This is a genomic window from Jeotgalibacillus malaysiensis, from assembly GCF_044789845.1.
Taxonomy (GTDB): domain Bacteria; phylum Bacillota; class Bacilli; order Bacillales; family Jeotgalibacillaceae; genus Jeotgalibacillus; species Jeotgalibacillus malaysiensis_A.
The window spans coordinates 1,025,363-1,047,500 of sequence record NZ_CP085252.1 but is presented as its reverse complement, the minus strand read 5'-3'; the positions used below and the strand labels follow the sequence as shown (position 1 = coordinate 1,047,500).

Below are 22,138 nucleotides of genomic sequence, written 5' to 3'. Positions count from 1 at the left end.
CTGTCATGAACGTACCAGCAGTCAGATCCTGAACATTGTCACGAATCTGAGCCTGGAAGATTGAGTTATCCCCGCGGACAGTTTCACCAGCTGCGTTCACATAAGTACCAAATTCAAACCAGAATGGCGTATAGAAAATGTGGTGCAGACCAAATGGAATTAATGCACGCTCAATGACACCAAACACAAATGCTGAAACGGCAAGATTTGAATTCAGCATCAGATTTGAAAATGCATTCAGCCCTTCTTGTACAGGCGGCCAAACAACGATCATGATAAGACCTAATACAACTGCTGAAGCAGCTGTTACGATCGGAACAAATCGTTTACCGGCAAAGAAACCAAGATAAGTCGGCAGCTCGATGTTGAAGAACCGGTTATACATATAAGCGGCAAGCGCACCGACGATAATACCACCGAATACACCTGATGAAAGTGTTGGAATACCAAGCATCAATGTATAGGCAGGATCTACACCCTCGCCTGTTACGTCACCAAGCTCAAGGCCAAGTGCTGTACCCATTGTGGCATTCATAATCAGGTAACCAACGATCGCTGCAAGCCCGGCAACACCGTCACCCCCAGCAAGACCTATCGCTACCCCTACTGCAAATAGTAATGGAAGATTGTCAAAAACAATTCCACCTGAGTTCTCCATGACACTTGCTACCATGACAATCCAGTCACTGGTCAGGAATGGCGCAAGGTTTGTCAGCGTATCATTTTGCAGTGCGTTACCGAATGCTAATAGCAGACCGGCAGCAGGCAAAATCGCAACTGGCAGCATAAGTGCTTTACCAATCTTCTGAAGCTGACCAAAAAACTTCTTAAACATACTGTTTCCTCCTTTTTGTGTTACACAGCAAACAAAAAAGGCATGAGTAAAAGAAGAACGCGTAGGTACACGTATCCCGTTATACGGGACATTCTTCATTTACTCATGCCTGATCGAATCAGTAACACGTAAATGTATTATTTCATTTTTGTCTGAATACGCTGCAGATGCATGGTCAGGTAGACCGCTTCTGCGTCATACACAGGTTTTTTTAATGTTTGCTGCATAATTTTTATCAGTTTCCATGAGAGATTATAGCACATCGGATATTCTTCTTTCAAGAGCAAAGCGATTTTTTCCGGCTCATCGACTTTTTCACCTCTGACAACCCGTTCCACAGTGTAACGGAGATGTCTCACAAGCCTCATATAATCAATACTCTCTTTATCAAGCTTAACGTCAAATTGCGTTTCAATCAGCTGCACGAGTCTGCCGATCAGCTGTGAATGAGTGTTCACTTCATGTACATTCCGGTTCAGCATTGCACTATGTATATGCAGTGCAATAAAACCAATCTCCCCTTCAGGCAGATAAATATGTGCTCTGTCATTAATCAGTTCAACGACTTCTTTTGCAATTTCATATTCATAAGGGTAAAGCGCTTTCGTTTCTAAAAGAAATGGGTTTGAAATCGACATCCCTCTCATCAACCGGTTCACCGCAAAGACAAGGTGGTCTGTTAATGCGACATGTATATGCTCATTTAAAAACGTCTGAGTACGTTCACGAATCAGTTCGATTGAGGAAATAATAACCTTCAACAGATCCTCTTCAACATAAGGAAGCAGCTTCTTAAACTGATCCTGCTCCTTTTCATCACGAAGCACAAAGAGCTTCTCAACCTCCTGCTCGCTGATGGTCGATTGGGTCTGCCGTTTAAAGCCGATACCCTTGCCGATCATGACAACTTCTGAGCTATTTGATTCAGCAATCAACACGTTGTTATTCAGTATTTTTTTCACTACATAGCTCACGTTTATCACATCCGCCCGTTTAATTTGATTTAAAAAAGAGCTGTCCGAGTAAATCGGAAACAGCCCTTTTAGCTTATTACGAAAGGAAGATGAAGTAAAGTACAAAGATTACAAATAACCCGTACATCACAGGGTGAATCTGCTTCCCTCTGCCCAATACGAGCATTGTGATTGGATAAAAGATAAATCCGATTGCGATACCGGAAGCGATACTGTAAGTAAGCGGCATTGTAATGATTGTTAAAAATGCCGGGACCGCGATTTCAAAGCGTGTCCAGTCAATTTTACCAAGTGCCGATACCATGAGTACACCAACGATAATTAAAGCTGGTGCTGTGACTGCACTTGTGATGACTTCTAACAAAGGAAAGAAGAAAATGGATAAAATGAAAAGTGCTGCTGTCACAACTGAAGCAAAACCTGTACGCGCCCCTGCTGCTACCCCTGCAGAAGATTCAATATAAGATGTCGTTGTTGATGTACCAAGTACTGCACCGAATACTGTTGCTGTAGAATCTGCAAATAGTGCACGGTTAGCACGTGGCAGCTTTCCATCTTTCATCAGACCAGCCTGATTTGTTACTGCAACAAGCGTCCCTGCTGTATCAAAGAAGTCAACGAAAAGGAAAGTTAAAATGACGACTAACAATTGAATCGTAAATAGATCACCAGGGCTTGAGAAGATCGGTTCAAGCGCTGCACCGAATGTTGGCGCAAGACTCGGTGGTGTCGGATCAATCACACCGCTTGGACGATCAATTAGACCAACGATCATTCCTACAACAGCTGTGATCAAGATACCAAAGAAAATCCCACCTTTGATCTTTCGTGTCATCAGAATAACTGTAATAAAAATACCAAACACCGCAAGAAGTGTATTTCCGTTTGTCAGATCTCCAAGCGCCACAAGCGTTGCATCGTTACCGACAATAATACCGGCATTTTGAAAACCTACAAATGTAATGAAAAGTCCAATACCTGCTCCAACTGCGAACTTTAACTCATTTGGTATCGCATTAATAATTCTCTCTCGCACACCAGTGACAGTTAATACCATAAAAATAAGTCCTGAAAATAAAACGCCTGTCAAAGCTGTCTGCCAGGGAATTTCCTGCGTCAGGATGACTGAATAAGCAAAGAATGCATTCAGCCCCATACCCGGTGCAAGTGCGATTGGATACCGCGCGAGCAGACCCATCACAAGTGACCCGATCGCAGCAGCAAGTGCAGTAGCGACGAATACTGCTCCGTAATCCATTCTCATTGAATCCGGCAGCCCTTCGATATCTGCGAGCGTCAGTGTTAACGGGTTAACGACCAGGATATATGCCATTGCAAGGAAAGTTGTTAACCCTCCAATGAACTCACGCTTGTAATTCGTGTTTAATTCTTCAAACTGAAAATACTTCTTCACAACTGTTCCCTCCGAAAAAATACGAAGTATAACGAAAAAATCCCCGAGCGCACACTCGTCGCTCAGGGATGACTAAAAGGATTGAGAAAAGTTCATAGAGAACTTTTAAAAAACCTGCGTAGTCAAGCTATTTACGGTAGCTTGGTAGAGACTTTCGGGCCATATCCCCGACGTTATACGACGAAAAATTATTTATTTGATGATGTTATTGTATCAATGCCTCTTTGAAGCGTCAATACAAAATACGAACATTATTAATAAAAATTAATGGTAATATTCGTTATTCCCATTCGATTGTGCTTGGTGGCTTACTCGTTACGTCATACAGAACGCGGTTAATTGAATTCACTTCATTTACAAGGCGGACTGAGATCTTTTCAAGCACATCCCATGGAATTCTTGCCCAGTCAGAAGTCATACCGTCGATTGACGTAACTGCACGGATACCAATTGCGTAATCATACGTCCTTGCGTCACCCATTACCCCAACGCTTCTGATGTCAGGTAATACAGTGAAGTACTGCCAGATATCACGGTCAAGACCAGCCTTTTTGATTTCTTCACGCAGAATATGATCTGATTCGCGAACAATCTCAAGCTTCTCTTCTGTGATTTCACCAAGGACACGAATACCAAGACCCGGTCCAGGGAAAGGCTGACGCCAAACGATTTCATCAGGAATACCAAGCTCGCTTCCGAGTGCACGGACTTCATCCTTGAAAAGTGTATTCAAAGGCTCAATCAGTGTAAACTGCATATCCTCAGGAAGACCACCAACATTGTGGTGAGACTTAATCGTCTGCGCAGTCGCAGTACCACTTTCAATGATATCTGTATAAAGCGTTCCCTGTGCAAGAAAATCAATACCATCCAGCTTTGTCGCCTCATCGTCAAATACATAAATAAATTCATTACCAATAATTTTACGCTTCTGCTCAGGGTCAGATACACCCTTCAGCTTATTCATAAAACGATCCTGTGCATCAACTTTAATCACGTTCATGTTAAAGCCGTCAGCAAATGTCTTCATCACACTATCCGCTTCACCTTTTCGCAACAAACCATGATCAACAAAGATACAAGTCAGCTGATCACCGATTGCTTTATGAATCAGTACAGCTACGACTGAAGAGTCAACCCCGCCGCTCAGTGCACAAAGCACCTGACGATCGCCGACTTCCTGACGGATCTTTTCAAGTTCAATTTCAATAAAGTTCTCCATTGACCAGTCACCTTTACAGCCACATGCATCAAATACAAAGTTTTTCAGCATGTCATTACCGTATTCAGAGTGACGTACTTCAGGGTGGAACTGGACTGCATAGAGCTTCTGCTCATCGTTGCTGATTGATGCAACCGGGCATGAAGGATTTGTCGCAACCACGTCAAATGATGGCGGCGCTTCAACAACAAGGTCTCCGTGACTCATCCATACTGACTGCGTAAGCGGAAGATCCTTAAACAGACCCTTTGCTTCCTGAACCTGAATGTCCGCCTTCCCGTATTCACGATTTCTCGCCTTTTCAACTTTTCCACCAAAGTGCATTGTCATCAGCTGCATACCGTAGCAGATACCAAGCACAGGTATGCCAAGGTCAAAAATTCGCTCATCTGCACGGAATGAATTCTCATCATATACAGAATTCGGACCGCCTGAGAAAATAATCCCTGAAGGATTCAGTTCCTTAATTTCCTCAGCAGTAATCGTATGCGGATGTAATTCACTATACACACCGAACTCGCGGATACGGCGTGTGATTAACTGATTATATTGACTTCCAAAATCGAGTACAACGATCATTTCCTGATCATGCATTTCTTCTTTACCTAGCATGGATGGTCACCTCATTCAATTATTTTAAATCTAACCTTTTACACCTTCAAAATAGTTACCTTTGCTAAGACGGCTGCTGATTTCCGCTTCAGGGGGACGCTTTCCGCGGCCGGGCAGTGAGCCCGCAGGCTTCGCCATGGCCTCACACGTCCCTTCCTGCCGCAGGAGTCGCCCCCTTACGCTTCATTCACCAGCTGTGCACAAACTTTATTACACTTTAACAAAGCTAAAATAGAAAAAACGCCTGTACGAAAAAGAGTTATCCTCTTCTTCCCTTCAAGCGTTTTTACAAGACGGTCTATTTTATAAAAGGATCAGACTCATATTTGAAGTCTCAAACTCTTTTATTAATTGGCTGTTTACAAAAGTTACCTGTTCTAACATTACACTGAGCTGACCCTTGCAGTACGGGACGGAGACTCCTGCGGCATAGAAGCGACAGGTGAGACCCCGCAAGGCGAAGCCTGAGGAGGCTCAACGCGCGGCCGCGGAAAGCGGAGTCCCGTACGGAAAGGGTCAGCGGTTCCTGAAAGAAACAACCAATTAAAAAGACCGCCTTCATAGTCAGACCATTTATGGTGATCCGGTAGAAACATCCGACCCATATTATCGGACATATATGAAGGGGTATTATGAAGCTGTCATTAATTTTCACTATTTTAACGCCTTGCACATGCCCGGTCAACCGGTTGTCTTTTTAATTAAATCTTCCCACAATTCACGCATATTTGACCATTTGTCTTTTGGATCTTCACTTCTGTATAAAATCCGCTCATACTGGTCTGTTAATTTACTCATTTCGTGCGTGCCGAAGAAATTATCCACTTCTTTTGCATAGGCTCTCAGCGTCTGGGTTTCTTTTCTGCGAAGCCCGTAACGTTTCAACTGTTTTAAAAGGGAAGTGTAGGCTTTCGGATACACTTCACTGCCATTTTGCGAACGGTAGTAACGGATCAGCACATATGGCATCCAACTGTTTCTTTTTCGGTAAAGAACGGTTCCTGTGATCGCCAACAAGACACTGACTAAAAATATCATCATCCGGTTTTCTGCCACAAAGTTTCTGAATGCTTCAAATCCGCCCGGTCCTGATGACCCTTCATCATCCACACTACCGGCAGCGCCCGTATCTTCTTCAAGTGGTTCCGGCACTTCCGGTTCAGGCGTTTCCGCTTCTTCCGGCGTTTCAGGTGTGTCTGTTTCTGAATCAAGATCAAGGTCATAGTTTAAAGAAATGTTATTTGAAAACGATACAGTAGGCTCAAACGGGACCCAGCCGATTTCAGGGAAAAAGACTTCAACCCACGAATGTGCATTATTATTTGTCACTTCATAGATCGAACGGCCATCTCCAAGGTTTTCAATCACTTCTCCACCTGTATACCCTTTTACCCAGCGGGCAGGGATGTCGATTGATCGCAGCATGACAACCATAGATGTTGAGTAATTGTCACAATAACCGCGCTGCGTTTCAAAAAGGAACTGATCGACATAATCTTCGTCGCCCTCAGGTACCGGCACGTCCTCCTGTTCATAGATGAATCCGCTTCTTGAAAAATAACCTTCAACCGCTTTTGCTTTATCATACCAGTTATCTTCACCTTCAGTGATATCAAGTGTCAGCTCTCGGATTCTCTCCGGCAGGTTTTCCGGCAGCTGAAGATATTGTTCCATTGAAGGTGAGCCCTGACCAGGACCGGTTGTATTTCTCAGAGCTTGAAGACTGTATCTCGGCTCACGGAATTCCCATTCATATTCACCAAGCTCTGTTACTTCCCCGCCAGTGAAAGAAGTAATCTTTTCGCTTACAGGGTTAAAGCGGAACTCATCCGCATCTGCATTAATGACTTTATCAGGTGCATAAGGGTAAACCAGGTGATCATATGTCAGGTCCACATCAATTGCGACAGTCTTCGGCTCTGATTCCTCATCAATTTCAGCCAATGTCAGTGGCAAAAACTCGCCCACAGTAAATGGTGTCAGGCTGTCTGCTTCTCTCGATTGCTCCCACCCTTTTCCGGTGTACGTATCCTTCGTTTCGATCCGCCAGTATTGATCTCCCTCAACGGTTGCTTCAAATACTTTTGTTTCGTCTCCTATAAATGATCCGCCAAGCTCAGAGTCATCCACACCGTATCCAAGGCGGTTCACGCCCCCGGTACCGGACCCTGCTCCTTCACCAAATGAGGTAATAAACGGTACCGGATCCGGCCAGACAGGCTCAGCTTTCGGTGCCGCATAAGCAGCAGCGGAACTGAAAGCAATTAAGATCGCAAGCGGCAGCAGCCACCTTTGTACCTGATTCATCGAAAGAGTAATCCGTTCCTGATCTGCCATTCTCTGCAGACCAAGCAAGCCAAGCAGTAAAAATCCGAATAAAATGACCCTTACAATGGCCATACTGCCATCATACGGACTAAACGTATCCAGGATCGTAATATAGATGACGGTAAATAAATAAAATAAAAACATCTGCTTACGAATCGCAAGCCAGTAATTCATCAGATAGGCAGTCAGCCATAACAACACGAAAAACAACAAACTGCGAAACAGGTCTGATACTCCGCCCCAGTTCTGCTGGATGGTCATGACAACACTTTGTCCAACAGATGAAGTGAAGTCTCCAATCCATTCCCCTTCCCCAACCAATGGGACATCAAAATATAAAGACTGCAGGACAACGATGATAAAAATTGTTTTTATTGCCCCGGAAATAACCCAGTTTACTTCAAAATAATACAACAGGAGTGACAGGCCTGCGAATATCACAAAAAAATGTACATTGGCTGTTTCCGTGATCTGTTCGACAGGTCTCAGCCATTCCCATAGGAGGAAGAAGCTCAGCACGTACAAAATCAGCGTTGCTACATCGCTCCACCCAAATTCTGTTTTCACGCCTGCTTCACCTCCTTAAAGACAGATGCGAATTGACGTTTATCGCATTCTCTTAAGACAATTCCTTTTGACGCTGCAAGCCCCGCAAGCTGCCTGTGTTCCTGACTCAGCCTGACTGAAGGGTGCTTCACAAAAAGAATCATCGTGGCCTGACTGTTTTTTGACACCTTGCTGATTTCATCAATACTTTCTCTTGTCAGTTTGGATGTAATCAAAATCAGTGCAGACGTTTTTGCAATGTCGGACGCATTTTGTTTTAACACCGCTTCAAAACTGCTTTCCTGATCAGGCTTCACTTTAGCAAGGTAATAATCAATCTGTCTCTGATGACTTTCCCCGCTTCTGAGCGGTGCAAATTGAACACCATCTCCTTTTGAAAAGTAGCCTGCCTGCGCACCCTTTCTGATCACACCCCTGATCACAGAAGCTGCAAGTACCACCATGTCTTCAAAAGCCTGACTCGGCGTCCGGTCAAGCACGACCATCACATCATGTGATTTCCGCTCTTCAAATTCCTTTGTTTTCAAATCATTTGTACGGGCAAATGATTTCCAGTGGATCCACGACACACGGTCACCTGTCTCATAATCCCTCACACCGGTTACAAGCGTTGTATCCTGCTGAATCTTTACATTCGAAGATGACACGCCCTGATCAAACCTTGCCTGAAGCGGCTGGTAATCAAGCACGATATGCGAAGGGTAGACCAGGACCGTCTGCTGCTGTTCCAGCCGGCTTGACTTCTGTACAAGACCCAGAAAATCACCCGTTTTCAGTTCAACATTTTCAAATGTGTGTTCACCTCTCGGAATGTTCTGAATCTCATATTCTAAAACAATTTCTCTTTTAAACCATGGATGTACCAATTTTTTTGCTGTGTGACCCTGTTGAAAAACATTCCCTTTGATATGTTCCTCTGCCACAAGATAAAAAAGAGGAAAAGGTAATGTTCTTTTCAGGTGGATTCTGATAGCAACATTCGCTCCTGCTTTCAGCTCCCTTGATTTGATTACCCTGATAACGTTAAAATCATTTAACGGGTACACCATCATCATCAGTGAATACAGACCAAACGGCAGGAAGCTGTAAAATAGAAACCAGCTGACAAAACCGCCCTGAAACATGGCATATGAAAACGTTCCAACCAGCAGTACGGTCACAAGTAAAACTTTTGCAACACTAAGCAGAATCTGGAGCTTCATCACTTTGCCATCCGCTGAACAGGTACTCTCGTCCGTGCAAGAATCCGTTCAATCACTTCTTCCGGTTCGATCCCTTCATATCTTGCTTCAGATTTAAGAATCATTCGGTGTGAGAAAACATACGGCACGAGAAACTGAACATCGTCCGGAAGGACATAATCTCTGCCATGCAGCATTGCATAGGCCTGACATGATTTCATCAGCGCAATCGATCCACGCGGACTGACTCCGAGATAGACATTGGCATGATCACGTGTTTTTCCAGCCAGATCTACGATGTATTCTTTTATTTTTTCATCTACCATTACTTTTTTAACTTCTTCCTGAAGATGCTGCAGTTCCTCAAGCGTAATGACCGGCTGCAGATCATCAATCGGAGGTGCAAATTGGAGGCGGTTCAGCACTTCCATTTCTTCTTTTGCATCCGGGTACCCCATCTGCATTTTTAATAGAAAACGGTCGAGTTGGGCTTCCGGCAGTGGATAAGTACCCTCGTATTCAATCGGGTTCTGGGTAGCCATGACAAAAAATGGCTTGGCCAGCTTATGAGTAAAGCCATCTACTGTTACACTGCCTTCTTCCATACTTTCAAGAAGTGATGACTGTGTTTTAGGGGAGGTACGGTTAATTTCATCTGCAAGAACAATATTCCCCATGATCGGACCCGGACGAAATTGAAATGTCATTTCCTTAGGATTGTAAATAGAAACACCGATTACATCTGAGGGAAGTAAATCAGGAGTAAACTGTATGCGGGTAAACTTCGCACCTACTGACTTGGCAAGCGCGCGCACCATCATTGTTTTTCCCACGCCGGGGACATCTTCAAGTAATACGTGACCCTGAGCAAGCAGTGATACAAGACTTAATTCTGCAACTGTCCTTTTCCCGATCATGACACGCTCGATATTATAAAGCACCTGTTCTAATTTCTGGTGATACATGGTATTCCCTCCCATTTCTAATTTAATTCTCTATACATGTAAGGCGGATTCCACCTTTATTCTATTGATAATAGACACTCTATTTAGAATAATAGAAATAAGTGCCACTTACAACTATCGGCACGTGCCTGATATTCCGCCCATACAAAAACCGGGCTGAAGTTTTGCTTCTCCAGCCCGGTCTTGAGAATCAGCAGGGCTAAAAAGAGGCTATTACCATTATGGACCAGCCTTGCTGAAACTAACCGTTATTTCCAAAAATCATCAAATACCGTAATTGGCAGGTGACGCTTATGCTGCGTCTTCAGATAATGATTTTCGATTGTTTTTTGTGCTTGCTCGCTTACCTTTTTACCTTCAAGGTAATCATCAATTTCATCATACGTCACACCGAGTGCTTCTTCATCCGAAACTTGTGGACGATCGTCTTCAAGATCTGCTGTCGGAGCTTTCATGTACAAGTGGTCAGGGGCGCCGAGATGTTTTAATAACTGTTTCCCCTGTCTTTTATTCAGCCTGAATAGTGGCAGAATATCCGCACCACCGTCTCCGTGTTTTGTGTAGAAACCTGTAATAGCTTCTGCAGGGTGGTCTGTTCCGATCACGACGCCGTTACGCATAGCAGCAACAGCATAGTGCGCTTTCATACGCTCTCTGGCTTTTTCATTTCCCTTTACAAAATCACTCAGCTTCACGCCTGCTTCTTTAAGTGCTGTCACGCTCGCATCGACAGCCGGCTTAATATTAATTATGACCGTTTCATCAGCCTTCATGAATGCAATAGCATCCTTTGCATCATCTTCGTCTGCCTGTTCACCATAGGGAAGTCTTAATGCAATAAATGAATATTTCTTTTCACCTGCTTCTTCATTTAATTCATTCACTGCCTTCTGGGCAAGCGTTCCTGCAAGTGTAGAATCCTGTCCCCCTGAGATTCCTAAGACGAACGACGACAGGAATGTATGTTTTTTTGCATATTCCTTAAGAAAGTCAATGCTTCTGCGGATTTCTTCTTCCGGGTGTATCTCAGGATTTACACCCATTTCTTTTACAATCTGGTCCTGTAATGTTCCCATAAAAATCACCTCATAACATTATTTGACTGTGCATTTTTGACTGCCTGTTTTACTTCCTGGATATTTCGCATCTTATTATCCCAGCACTTCTGACTGAGATCGACCGGATACTCTTCAGGATTCATTGAACGCTTATATTCATCCCATAACAGTCCAAGGTTCTCAGAAAGGTACTGTTTGATCTGCTCAGGTGATGGCAGTTCATACTGAATATGTCCACCTTCAATCACTGTCTGATGCAGGTCACGCGCTTCAAAGTTCGTCACAAATTTCGTCACGAACGTATGCACAGGATGAAACATTTTCAAGTGATCCTCAGCCTGCGGATCTTCTCCTTCAAGCGTGATATAATCACCTTCTGATTTATTATTTACCCTGTTAATAATACGGTACACCCGTTTCATGCCGGGAGTTGTAACTTTTTCAGCATTACTTGAAATTTTGATTGTATCGATCATTTCCCCGTCTGCATTTTCAATCGACACCAGCTTATAAACACCGCCGAGCGCCGGCTGGTCATAGGCTGTGATCAGCTTTGTGCCGATTCCCCAGATATCCACGACTGCCCCCTGTGCTTTCAGGTTGAGAATGGTATATTCATCGAGATCATTGGAAGCAATAATCTTTGCCTCCTTAAATCCTGCTTCATCCAGCATTTTACGTGCTTCTTTTGATAAATAGGCAATATCACCGCTGTCGAGACGGATACCTTTGAAGTTAATCCGGTCACCCATTTCCTTTGCTACAGCAATCGCTGCAGGAACGCCGGATTTAAGCGTATTATACGTGTCGACAAGAAACACACAATCTTTATGTGTTTCGGCATATTTCATGAACGCTGTATATTCATCGCGGTAAGCCTGAATCATTGCATGGGAATGTGTTCCTGCAATCGGTAATCCAAACATTTTACCGGCACGGACGTTACTGGTAGCCGAAAATCCACCGAGGTAAGCAGCGCGTGTTCCCCAGACGGCTGCATCCAGTTCATGCGCACGGCGTGTTCCGAATTCCATCAATACTTCATCACCGACAACCTGTTTAATTCTCGAAGCTTTTGTTGCAATGAGTGTTTGATAGTTCACAATGTTAAGCAGCGCTGTTTCAATTAACTGAGCTTCCACAAGCGGCGCTTCAACACGCATAATCGGTTCATTGCCAAATACAAGTTCCCCTTCAACCATTGACCTTACAGTCCCTGTGAAGCGGAGTTCTCTGAGGTATGCAATAAAATCTTCTTCATAGCCTGCTTCATTCTGTAAATATGTCAGATCTGACTCCGTAAACTTAAAGTTCGTTAAGTAATCGAGCGCTCTTTCAAGCCCTGCAAAAACCGCATATCCATTGCCAAACGGAAGTGATCTGAAGTAAAGATCAAAAACGGCAGTGCGTTCGTGCATGCCGTCCTCCCAGTATGTTTTTGCCATGTTGATCTGATAAAGGTCTGTATGCAGCATCAGACTGTCATCAGTGTAGTTTCCTAATGTATCCATAAACGATTATCTCCTTACCGCTACTTTACTTCCGCACCAAGCGACGAAACGAAATGATCAAGCGCCCATTCATGACCGGCCTGATTAAAACTTGCTGCCGCTTTCTTATGCACAACAATTTGAAATCCCTTATTATAAGCATCCACTGCTGTATGCAATACACAAATATCTGTACACACACCAACGAGGTGCACTTCCGTAATGCCCCGTTCACGCAGCAGCTGCTCGAGATTTGTCCCGGCGAAAGCACTGTAACGTGTTTTATCTATATATATCACATTTTCATCATCTTGAATCATATCATAAAACTTCTGAAGCTCCCCGTACAGATTTCTTCCTTCCGTCCCACGTAAATTATGAGGTGGAAAAAGCTTTGTTTCAGGATGATACGGATCACCTTCCTCATGAAGATCAATGGCAAATACAACAAGATGCCCATTCTGATGAAACTCACTCGTCAGGCGGACCACTTCCTTCTCAATCGCCTGGCCCGGCTCACCACAGGTTAATGCACCATCAGATGCAACGAAATCATTCGTATAATCAATGTTAATCAAAGCACGTTTTGTCATCAGCTTAGTCTCCTTTATCGAACAGATACTTCCATTCTAACTTTACTAATGTAAAGACACAAGTCACTTAACATGATGCTCACCTACGCAAAAAGCTCCAGCAACCGCTGAAGCTTTTCGTCAGATAATTTGTTTCCCCTGCTGGCTAAGCGCATAGTAAATCCCGTGCTGAAGCGTCTGGAAGCAGTGAAAATCAGAAATATTTATTCCCGACTCTGTAATGGTGATACTCAATTTTGCTGACAGTCCAACAAGCACGGTTTCCGTACCAATCAGACCTGCAGCCCCGCTGATCTTTTCAAGCAGGCTCGTTGTCAGCTGATCGATATTGTCATCAAGTGCTGTCAGATCAAGAACAAGATAGCTCGCCTGATAGGAAGGCAGCTTACTTAATGTGTTATAAACAAGCTCCTCTGCCCGCTCCTGATCATACTTACCAAGCAGCGGCACAACAACGACTCCATCAAGCACCGGGATGATCGGTGATGAGATCTGTTTAATTAATTCTTTGAGGTCTCTCGTTTTATCCTCTACCATTGCTTCAAGCTGCAAGATCTGCTGAGATTCTTTTTTTCTTGAAAGCGCATGAATGTTTTGGGTAATCGTGATATCTGAAGGGAAATATTCAATCACAGTTGTCTCCGCTCCGACAATCTGATCTTCTTTTATCTTAAACCACACATTTTGTCCGAAGAACACACTGAAAATACCTGCGTAATGAGCAGGCAGGAAATTCCCTCTCCGCTTTTTCCCCTGTGCTTTATTGATTTTATATTCCCAGCTGTCTTTTAGTCTGACCTTTAACGTCTTTGACTCAAGATCCAGATTTTCAATATGTGCATAGCCCCAGCCCGCGGATGCATAAGTGGTTGTAATCAACTCAGCAGCTTCTTCCACATTTACATGCTTCAAATCTTCAAAGTATTTTCCTACAACAGTTCCCTGTCTGAAACCTGCTGCTTCAAATACAAGTGTAGACGCTTCTTCCCCGGAGATTTCTTCAATTGTGTCGAAAAATTCCTTCATTGCACTGGTAATCCAGAATAAAACAGCGTCTTCCTGTTCAAAAAGGAATTCTCCTTTCGCTACATCCCAGTCAAATTGAAGCCCGTCAATATTAATGCTGTGATTATTTTTCATGAGATCACCTTTGCTTTTATGTATTTAATCCTATGATTTTTATATTAACAAAGTTCAAGTTTTTTCTCTAATCTTACTTAACTTTACAGCAGGAAATGTTTCAATTTCATTCTCGGCAACAGATCAGATCTCTGGGGAATTTGTCAGGCCCTCAGCCTGCTAACTGCTTTTTCCCATAAATTTTTATATAAAAATGCAGCCCCATTTAAACTTGCAGCAGGTATTTTTTTCGGGAAATAGGATTTGTGATAGTATTTCCATGCTTTTTTCAGATCATCCCATTGCCTGTCATACACTTTATCCTGTCTGAAGCGCGCAAGATCAATCATCATAACATGGCCATCAGGCTTTAAAATAATATTGCGCAGATGCACATCAGAAGGCTTTAACCCTCTATTTCTTGCTACTCCAAGCGCTTCATCGACTTCATCTATATGCTTCTTTTCAATGACAATCCCTTCTGACAGACATTGAAAAAAAGTTTTGCCTTCCACATAATCGATTACCAGGTAGTTATCACCTGAATCATAAACGGACGGATAAAATTCACTTCCTGCAAGCAGATGATAGATCTCCGCTTCTTCTTTAGCGGTTTTCTCATGCCCGGGAAAGAATACTTTCATCACTTTATTTTGACCCTTTATCTTAAATACTGCTGCACTTCTGCCAACGCCGATCAGTGAACACTCAGATGCAGCGTGTAACACCGAGTAATCCCCGTTAAATATGACGCTTTCAGCTAATCCGCTGTAATCATTCACAAGATCAGCCCTCTCATTTTGCTTTTACTCTGACTTCTTATTTTACAGCAAGACCTCTGCAGGCAGAAGCAGTTTACCCTAATCCATTTAAAAAGGCCCCCATAGGAGCCATGATCTGTTACATTGTATTCCCTTTTGCAGGAATCGGGTTTTCCTTTAAAATCTTTGCAAGGTGAAGTGTGTTATAGGCGAGCATTTGAATATGAGACTGTGTAAACTCACTCTTATAGCCTTCTGCTTCTACATACGATGGCCCCGGTCCCGCTTCTCCGACCCAATAGGCATCTACATTCGGAGGCACGGTAAAACCGATATGAGACAAGCCGTACAGTACTGAAGCAGCTGCCTGTTTTGCACCGTCTTCATTTCCTGTGATCAGCACACCGCCAACCTTATTATAATAAATCGCCTGTCCTTTATCGTTTGTGTCACTGCTTCCGCCATACAATCGTTCCATTGCTACCGTTGCAAGACTGCTCTTCTCGCCAATCCATAGTGGCGTTCCAATCATGACGATGTCCGCTTCCTTCACTTTTTCATAAATCTCCGGCCACTGATCATCTCCACCCATGTCAGTATCAATACCAAAAGCGATATTGTAATCAGCCAGGCGGATGATCTCAACTTCTGCTTCTTCATTCTTAAGTATTTCCGCTACCTCTTTTGCCATGTAACCGGTATTTGATTCTTCCTCTGATGCTTTTAGTGACGCATTTAAAATAAGTGCTTTAATCTGATCCATCGTATCCCTCCAAAATTTACTGTCCTATACTACCTACCCGAAACTGAATAGTTAAACCTTTAAAGCGCATACTACCCTTTGACTGATTCAGTCAATTTTGCAAAGGGGGATCATCATGGGAATTTTAAGTGGAGCACCTAAAAACGAACCGTTACACTACGGGGAAATCTATGGGGTATGGTCTGCGCTGTTAAAGGCAAAGTCAGCGATTGCTGCTAATCAGACTCTCTTAAACCATGCCGGAGACCGTGAATTAAGACAGCTGATTGAAGAAGCGATCAAAATGGGGCAGAGTGATGCCCGTCAGCTTGAGGAGCTGCTTATCGAGCATCAGATTCAGGTACCTCCATCGCCACCTGCCCGGGCAAAAGCAAGTATTGATCAGATCCCGGACGGCGCACGCTTTCAGGACCCTGAAATTATCGCATCCATTGCGGCAAGTACAGGGACAGCGATGACTGCTGACAGTCAGATGATCGCCCAATGTATCCGTGAAGATGTGGGACTTATGTTTGCACAATTTCACACAGAAAAAGTGGCTTTTGCCGCAAAAACCCTGCGTCTCAGCAAAGAAAAGGGCTGGTTAATCCCGCCGCCTCTTTATCAGATAAAAGAGATGGCACATCAGGGATAACAAGCAAAACTGCCTCAAATGACCGGCATAAGCCGCTCGTTGAGGCAGTTTTATTTTTTTAACCTTTTTTGAAATTAATTGCTGTTTCAGCACAGCTTGTGATTGGAACGTAAGGGGGGCGACTCCCTCGGAAAAAAAGATCGGGGAAGACCCCTCACAGCAGTAATCTTCTGCTCGGCCTGAGCGTTCGTCCGCGGATAGCGTCCCGTTGAAGTGGAAATCAACAGACAACTTTAATAAAACTTTTTCAAAAATCTTTTTTCTGAATCAGTTTATGCTACTTTAATTAAGGGAATTGAATACTTTAGACCCCAGACTTTGTACATAGAAAGGACTCACATATGAATCAAATAAATACAGTTACATTTAAAAATTTTGATGAAGCGGCAGATTCTATTTTGCAGATGATGGCTGGTTTACTGGATATTAACACGCTATTTATTGCAAAAAACGATCAGCAGGTCAACGAAATTGTAAAGGTCGTTAACAAGGATGAAGAATTACTTCAGACTGGTGAACAGCTCCCATTTAAAGATACATATTGTAAAGTCAGTGTGGATCATGGCAATCAGCTGCTTTGGATACCTGATATTACGCAGCATGAAACGACTAAAGAACTTACTGTGACACAAAATCTTGGCAGCGGCAGCTTTGTTGGCATTCCAATCTATTTTGCCGACGGGAAAAATTATGGCACGATCTGCGGCCTTGATACAAAGCCTTTTGATCTGAATGAAGAGCAAATGGAGCTACTTGAAACGATGAGTTCTCTTCTGTCTTATGTGCTTGAACTTGATGGTGCACAAAAGCAGATAGATAATTTATCAGTGCCTATTGTTCCGATTACAGAAGGTGTGGCGATTCTCCCTGTAATCGGCAGCATCAATGAGATCAGGGTCGGCAGAATCATCGAGCTGACACTGGGCAGAAGTCAGGAGCTGGAACTTGAGCATCTGATCATTGATCTCTCAGGTATTATTGAAGTAGATGACCTTGTCATAGGTTCTCTTCTTAAAATCGTGAATCTTTTGAACCTGCTTGGCGTGCATGCGATCCTGACAGGTATTCGTCCTGAAACAGCACTGCAGGCAAACCAGTCACAGATTGATTTTACAAAGTTTGACGTTGAAACAAACCTTGAGCGTGCATTGACGAAGCTTGGTTTTCATCTGGAGAAAGAGTAAAAAAGTTCTCATCCTCTTTTAAGTTGGATGAGAACTTTTTTGTGCTGCTGAGCGGCTATAGAGCAACGGATCACGGGCCTTGGCGTTCAATTATATGAAGTGGCGAACCAATTAAGTGCCGGCATGATTCAATTATGCTTAGCAGCGAATCAATTATGCGTTCTCAAAAAAGCGATGATACATATAACCGGACAGATGAATCAATTATCCCGGTCGATGAACCAATTATACTCAGCCATGAGCCAATTACCACACCTGCACTACCACCGTTCGGGCAAAGGTCAACCCGCAGCAGCCTCAGCCTTTTTCATCTTTTTAACGGTATAGAAGAAATACAGACCAATCACCGCATAAGTCATAAGCAGACCGGTAATCAGCCGCGCTTCCAGACCAAGAGAAGTCATTCTGAGTAACAGCTCCGGCACATGGACAGCAGCAAGCATAACCGGCAGCACTGCTGTTTTCGCCCACACAGAAATCCAAATCAGTATCGCAAGTAAAATGACACCCACTGACATACTTGCTGTTACACCCAGTTCAATTCCCGGCATTTCTGTATACATATCCCAAAATACAAGACCCATGAACAAAACCATATTCACAAAGATCGGTATCATGATAAAAAAGAATTCTTTAACCCTTGAGACCTGCCTGCTTGTAGTATATTTAAAAACCCCGAAAATCAGCAGAATGAAAAGAATACTGACCACAATACTCCCACCGATCATTGCATAGCTGTAGCTGAGTCTCATATTCTCCATTAACTGTCCGATGACTGAAAATGAAATCGCACCAAAAATAATGAGTGGAATGTATTTCAACCACGCTTTTTTATCGAATTTCATTTCACCTGAGATCATCTCCATATATTCCTTCGGTGATTCCCCTACTACCTGTTCTATCGGCTTACCGTTTTTCTCTGCTTCTGCCAGATGTACCTCAAGCTCTTCAGCAATTTCATTGATCTCTTCACTGTTTTTACCTGATGAAAACAAATAAAGTCTGAGATCATCAATAAATCTGCGGCTTTCCTTCGATAAGTTAGGCACTGCCTTCACTCCCCTCTTTTGTCTCCTGACTGATTGCTTCATTTACACTCTTCTCTAACCTTTTCCACCTTTCAAGGAACGCCTCGAGTTCTATGTGCCCCTTCTCAGTGAGAGAATAGTATTTCCTCTTCGGACCGGCTGTCGATGCTTTTTTCACTGAAGTAACGAGCCCTTCACGCTGCATTCTCATCAGGAGCGGATAAATCGTTCCTTCACTCACTTCACCAAATCCATATTCACTCAGCCGCTCTGCCATTTCATACCCGTATACTTCTTTTCCACGGATGATGGCGAGCAGACAGCCATCGAGGATCCCTTTCATCATTTGTGTTTGTGACATCAGCATCCCGCCATTTCATTATCTTGTATTACAAGGTATATAAATAATATACATTTAGGTAACTTGTAATGCAAGGTATTATGAAATATATTTTTCCAGGGATTATATCCCTGACTGACCTCAAAACTTATAAATTTACATCCTGATACAACCTGTGCTAAATTAATCCCTATCTTACAAATAGGAATTGGAGGTTTTCAATATGACACAACAGGTTCAGGACACACCAAAAGGATGGATACGCGGCCGCACAACGGTTGTAACAGACCTTGCACCGATGCAAAAGCCTTTTGTTTTACTTGGCATTCTCGCTGCTCTTGCACTTTTTGCGGTCATTCTTTATACAACTGATATTGTTCAGGGCGTGCTATTTCTAATTGGAATTGCACTTGGACTGACGTTATTATATGCACGATTTGGCTTCACTTCTGCTTTTAGAAGGTTAATGTCTGTCGGGAATGCGCAGGGGATTCAGGCACATATGGTGATGCTTGCTGTCGCATCCACTTTGTTCGCATTCATTTTAAGTACCGGATTCAGCTTTACCGGAACAGCCCCAACAGGCTATGTATCGCCAGTTGGCGTCAGTGTTTTATTGGGGGCATTTATTTTCGGGATCGGGATGCAGCTTGGTAGCGGATGTGCTTCAGGTACACTGTACTCTGTTGGCGGCGGATCTTCATCCATGATTCTGACACTGCTCAGCTTTATAGCAGGTTCAGTACTTGGTGCTTATCATTTTAATTACTGGATGGAAGAAACATGGGCAGCCGAGCCATTTTCACTCGCTGAATCTACTAATCTCGGATTCTTCGGTGCATGGGCTGTTCAGATGGCGCTTTTTGCAGCGATCTATTTCGGTTTAAAGTTTATTGCAACAAAGAAAAATTCACCCGCAATGAAACCATTACCGACAACAACCGGCTTTAAAAAGATTTTCCGCGGATCATGGCCGCTACTGGCTGCAGCTATTATTCTGGCACTGCTGAATGCTTTAACACTGGCTGTCAGAGGTACACCGTGGGGCATTACATCAGCATTTGCATTATGGGGTTCTAAATTTCTGGAGCTCTTTGGCGTAGATGTAGCTTCATGGGGATACTGGCAGGCGAATGCAGAACAGCTTCAAAACCCGATTCTTGCAGATTCAACAAGCGTGATGAACTTTGGTATTATTCTTGGCGCATTTATCGCAGCTTCTGCTACCGGCGCATTCAAGCCTGGTAAAATTAAGCCTGGTATTGCCGGCGCTTCAATCATTGGCGGACTGCTAATGGGTTACGGAGCAAGACTTGCTTTTGGCTGCAATATCGGTGCATACTTCGGCGGTATTGCATCCTTCAGTCTTCACGGCTGGGTATGGGCTGTGATGGCGATGCTTGGTACAGGACTTGCATTGTTTATCAGACCGTTTTTCGGATTGAAAAACCCGAAACCAAAAGATTCATTATGTTAAATGTAACGCTCCCGGAGGCCATTGAATCTCCGGGAGCTTTTTTATATCATTTTTTGCTGTTTATTCTCAAGAGTACTTTAGCTGTCAGCGCGAGCACCGGCAATTCTATAAGCGGGCCAATCACCAGGATCAGTGCAATCAGCGGTTCATTCGGAAAAGCAGCGACTGCAATGGCAAGTGCGAGCGGTGAGTTCCTTGCAAGTGTAGTCATTGTCAGACTTACCCTGTCTGCTGCAGGCAGCCTGCACAGCTGTCCTGTCTTACGGCTGATAAAAAAGTTTACAGCAAAAAAGATGGCGAGCGGCGGAAGGATCTGCAGAAACACCCCTGTATTTTCAAGAAGCATGCTCCCCTGTGCTGTAAACATGGCCATGATAGCCAGTACCAGAAACATAACAGGAAGATTTTGCAGCAGATCCGCTTTAATCAGACGTTTGCCTTTTAATAATTTTTTCGTCAATATTGCGAACATGAGTGGAAGGAATAATACCCATATTACACCTTCAGCCAAGTAGGCCGCTTCCACTGTTTCACCAGTTCCAAAAAATATTAATAAGTAAACCGGCAGCAGAATAATCTGCAGGATCAGATTAAGCGGCAGAATCGATGCTGAAAGGGCTGTGTTCCCCTTTGCTACACCTGTAAAGATTAAGTACCAGTCCGTACATGGCGTAACGAGCAGCATGATCAGTCCGATTGCAAGCGCCGGCTGATCAGGAAAAAATACGATCGCGAGCAGCCAGGCAAAAAAGGGCGTCCATACAAAATTGATGAATATAGCGCTTATGCTGAATGTTTTATTTCCAAACGAAGCCTTTACATCCTTTAAGGGAATCTGTAAAAACGTCAGATAAATCATAATAGCAAGCAGCGGCAGAATGAGCCCTTCTGCAAACGAACCCGCTCCGTCAAGTTGACTGAAGACCAGTCCAATCACTACAGCACCTAATATAAAAAACGTATACGGTCTCTCAAACCATTCCATTACTACTCACACCTGACATTTAAATCGAATCAAATCCGTCCCTGAACATTTTTCCAAACAATTTGAACAGCAAGTATATCAGACGAAACGGAAGAATGATCAGCTCCGGAACCCAGATCAGAATATCTGCCACCACATCCCAAACGCTGTACTTCCCTTCTGCTTTGCGTTTTCTCGATCTGTCTGCTCTTTTCTCCCGCCACTTTTTCATGATCAGCACCCCGTCTTTCCATTCGTTTTTAAACTATACGGATTTAAAGCAGAAGTGTTTCAAAATAGCGAAACCTGAACGGCTTTGAAAACGTAGATCAGTTAGTGAATCTTTTACGGGAGTGTTTGAAATGAGCAAAATGATCACAAGTGTATTGAGCGGCATTGTCATTATTATTGCAGCCTATAGTTTTTTCACAGGCGACCGTTCTGTCGTTCCGTTTTACATGTTTCCGCTTGCACTGTTGCTGTTAATTACCGGCATCGAACGATTAAAAGACAACAAAACTTTTTTTGGCGCCGTATCAATTGTGGTATCTATTTTTGTGTTTTTCGTTGCAGGATATGTCTCAATTACAGGTCTTTAAAAAACTGTCTTTGCATGAACGCAGAGACAG

The 22,138-nt window shown here is 43.5% G+C and carries 21 protein-coding genes and 2 riboswitches (1 of these 23 only partly in view); of the genes, 4 read left to right on the top strand and 17 right to left on the bottom strand.

The window, feature by feature from the left end; translation table 11 throughout:
* From ptsG to LG330_RS05840, 13 genes are all read right to left on the bottom strand, one after another.
* Positions 1-835 carry the 5' portion of a glucose-specific PTS transporter subunit IIBC gene (gene ptsG / locus LG330_RS05900; protein WP_404408209.1) on the bottom strand. The gene continues 1,238 nt to the left of window position 1, outside the view, so the window shows 835 of its 2,073 coding nt (coding positions 1-835); it begins with the start codon at positions 833-835; its stop codon lies beyond the left edge, outside the window.
* 137 nt (positions 836-972) lie between these two features.
* A complete protein-coding gene (gene glcT, locus LG330_RS05895; RefSeq protein WP_404408207.1) occupies positions 973-1,809 on the bottom strand; it encodes a glucose PTS transporter transcription antiterminator GlcT in 837 nt (278 codons plus the stop codon).
* Between the two features lie 76 nt (positions 1,810-1,885).
* Positions 1,886-3,223 (bottom strand): NCS2 family permease, encoded by a 1,338-nt coding sequence (locus LG330_RS05890; RefSeq protein ID WP_404408205.1) that lies wholly within the window; start codon positions 3,221-3,223, stop codon positions 1,886-1,888.
* A gap of 99 nt (positions 3,224-3,322) precedes the next feature.
* A riboswitch (purine riboswitch) is annotated at positions 3,323-3,424 on the bottom strand.
* 79 nt (positions 3,425-3,503) lie between these two features.
* Complete coding sequence (guaA, locus tag LG330_RS05885; RefSeq protein WP_404408203.1) at positions 3,504-5,057, bottom strand: glutamine-hydrolyzing GMP synthase; 1,554 nt, start codon at positions 5,055-5,057, stop codon at positions 3,504-3,506.
* Positions 5,058-5,598: 541 nt separating this feature from the next.
* A riboswitch (purine riboswitch) is annotated at positions 5,599-5,700 on the bottom strand.
* Between the two features lie 38 nt (positions 5,701-5,738).
* The gene (locus LG330_RS05880) at positions 5,739-7,952 is read right to left on the bottom strand and encodes a DUF4129 domain-containing transglutaminase family protein (RefSeq protein WP_404408201.1); all 2,214 of its coding nucleotides are present in this window, start codon (positions 7,950-7,952) and stop codon (positions 5,739-5,741) included.
* Complete coding sequence (locus LG330_RS05875; RefSeq protein ID WP_404408200.1) at positions 7,949-9,154, bottom strand: DUF58 domain-containing protein; 1,206 nt, start codon at positions 9,152-9,154, stop codon at positions 7,949-7,951. The genes LG330_RS05880 and LG330_RS05875 overlap by 4 nt, the downstream gene beginning before the upstream one ends.
* Positions 9,154-10,098: an AAA family ATPase gene (locus tag LG330_RS05870; protein WP_404408198.1), complete on the bottom strand. Its 945-nt coding sequence runs from the start codon at positions 10,096-10,098 to the stop codon at positions 9,154-9,156. Before LG330_RS05870 ends, LG330_RS05875 begins: the two co-directional genes overlap by 1 nt.
* Positions 10,099-10,346: 248 nt before the next feature.
* Positions 10,347-11,174 carry an ammonia-dependent NAD(+) synthetase gene (nadE, locus tag LG330_RS05865; RefSeq protein WP_404408197.1) on the bottom strand — a complete coding sequence of 276 codons (828 nt, stop codon included), beginning with the start codon at positions 11,172-11,174 and terminating at the stop codon, positions 10,347-10,349.
* A gap of 5 nt (positions 11,175-11,179) precedes the next feature.
* Complete coding sequence (locus tag LG330_RS05860) at positions 11,180-12,667, bottom strand: nicotinate phosphoribosyltransferase (RefSeq protein ID WP_404408195.1); 1,488 nt, start codon at positions 12,665-12,667, stop codon at positions 11,180-11,182.
* Positions 12,668-12,687: 20 nt separating this feature from the next.
* Positions 12,688-13,239 (bottom strand): cysteine hydrolase family protein, encoded by a 552-nt coding sequence (locus LG330_RS05855; protein ID WP_404408193.1) that lies wholly within the window; start codon positions 13,237-13,239, stop codon positions 12,688-12,690.
* A gap of 120 nt (positions 13,240-13,359) precedes the next feature.
* Positions 13,360-14,379 (bottom strand): STAS domain-containing protein, encoded by a 1,020-nt coding sequence (locus tag LG330_RS05850; RefSeq protein WP_404408191.1) that lies wholly within the window; start codon positions 14,377-14,379, stop codon positions 13,360-13,362.
* A gap of 143 nt (positions 14,380-14,522) precedes the next feature.
* Positions 14,523-15,140 carry a protein kinase family protein gene (locus LG330_RS05845; RefSeq protein WP_404408189.1) on the bottom strand — a complete coding sequence of 206 codons (618 nt, stop codon included), beginning with the start codon at positions 15,138-15,140 and terminating at the stop codon, positions 14,523-14,525.
* 118 nt (positions 15,141-15,258) lie between these two features.
* Positions 15,259-15,882 carry a flavodoxin family protein gene (locus LG330_RS05840; RefSeq protein ID WP_404408187.1) on the bottom strand — a complete coding sequence of 208 codons (624 nt, stop codon included), beginning with the start codon at positions 15,880-15,882 and terminating at the stop codon, positions 15,259-15,261.
* A gap of 115 nt (positions 15,883-15,997) precedes the next feature.
* Here LG330_RS05840 and LG330_RS05835 point away from each other — a divergent pair, with 115 nt between their 5' ends.
* Both LG330_RS05835 and LG330_RS05830 read left to right on the top strand, forming a co-directional pair.
* Entirely contained in the window at positions 15,998-16,516 is a 519-nt protein-coding gene (locus LG330_RS05835) for a DUF3231 family protein (RefSeq protein ID WP_404408186.1), read from the top strand.
* A gap of 341 nt (positions 16,517-16,857) precedes the next feature.
* On the top strand, positions 16,858-17,700 hold the full coding sequence (locus tag LG330_RS05830; protein ID WP_404408184.1) for an STAS domain-containing protein: 843 nt from the start codon (positions 16,858-16,860) through the stop codon (positions 17,698-17,700).
* A gap of 281 nt (positions 17,701-17,981) precedes the next feature.
* Here the strand turns inward: LG330_RS05830 and LG330_RS05825 are convergent, their stop codons facing one another.
* Together LG330_RS05825 and LG330_RS05820 are read right to left on the bottom strand one after the other, a co-directional pair.
* Entirely contained in the window at positions 17,982-18,749 is a 768-nt protein-coding gene (locus LG330_RS05825; protein ID WP_404408182.1) for an HAAS domain-containing protein, read from the bottom strand.
* Entirely contained in the window at positions 18,742-19,089 is a 348-nt protein-coding gene (locus tag LG330_RS05820) for a PadR family transcriptional regulator (protein WP_404408180.1), read from the bottom strand. Before LG330_RS05820 ends, LG330_RS05825 begins: the two co-directional genes overlap by 8 nt.
* Positions 19,090-19,291: 202 nt before the next feature.
* Here LG330_RS05820 and LG330_RS05815 point away from each other — a divergent pair, with 202 nt between their 5' ends.
* Positions 19,292-20,545 carry a YeeE/YedE family protein gene (locus LG330_RS05815; RefSeq protein WP_404408179.1) on the top strand — a complete coding sequence of 418 codons (1,254 nt, stop codon included), beginning with the start codon at positions 19,292-19,294 and terminating at the stop codon, positions 20,543-20,545.
* 46 nt (positions 20,546-20,591) lie between these two features.
* Here the strand turns inward: LG330_RS05815 and LG330_RS05810 are convergent, their stop codons facing one another.
* Together LG330_RS05810 and LG330_RS05805 are read right to left on the bottom strand one after the other, a co-directional pair.
* Positions 20,592-21,530, bottom strand: a complete 939-nt coding sequence (locus LG330_RS05810) for an arsenic resistance protein (protein ID WP_404408177.1) — start codon at positions 21,528-21,530, stop codon at positions 20,592-20,594.
* A 19-nt stretch (positions 21,531-21,549) separates the two neighbouring features.
* Positions 21,550-21,741: a hypothetical protein gene (locus LG330_RS05805; RefSeq protein WP_404408176.1), complete on the bottom strand. Its 192-nt coding sequence runs from the start codon at positions 21,739-21,741 to the stop codon at positions 21,550-21,552.
* 130 nt (positions 21,742-21,871) lie between these two features.
* Here LG330_RS05805 and LG330_RS05800 point away from each other — a divergent pair, with 130 nt between their 5' ends.
* The gene (locus LG330_RS05800) at positions 21,872-22,108 is read left to right on the top strand and encodes a DUF3953 domain-containing protein (RefSeq protein WP_404408174.1); all 237 of its coding nucleotides are present in this window, start codon (positions 21,872-21,874) and stop codon (positions 22,106-22,108) included.
* Positions 22,109-22,138: the final 30 nt, after the last annotated feature.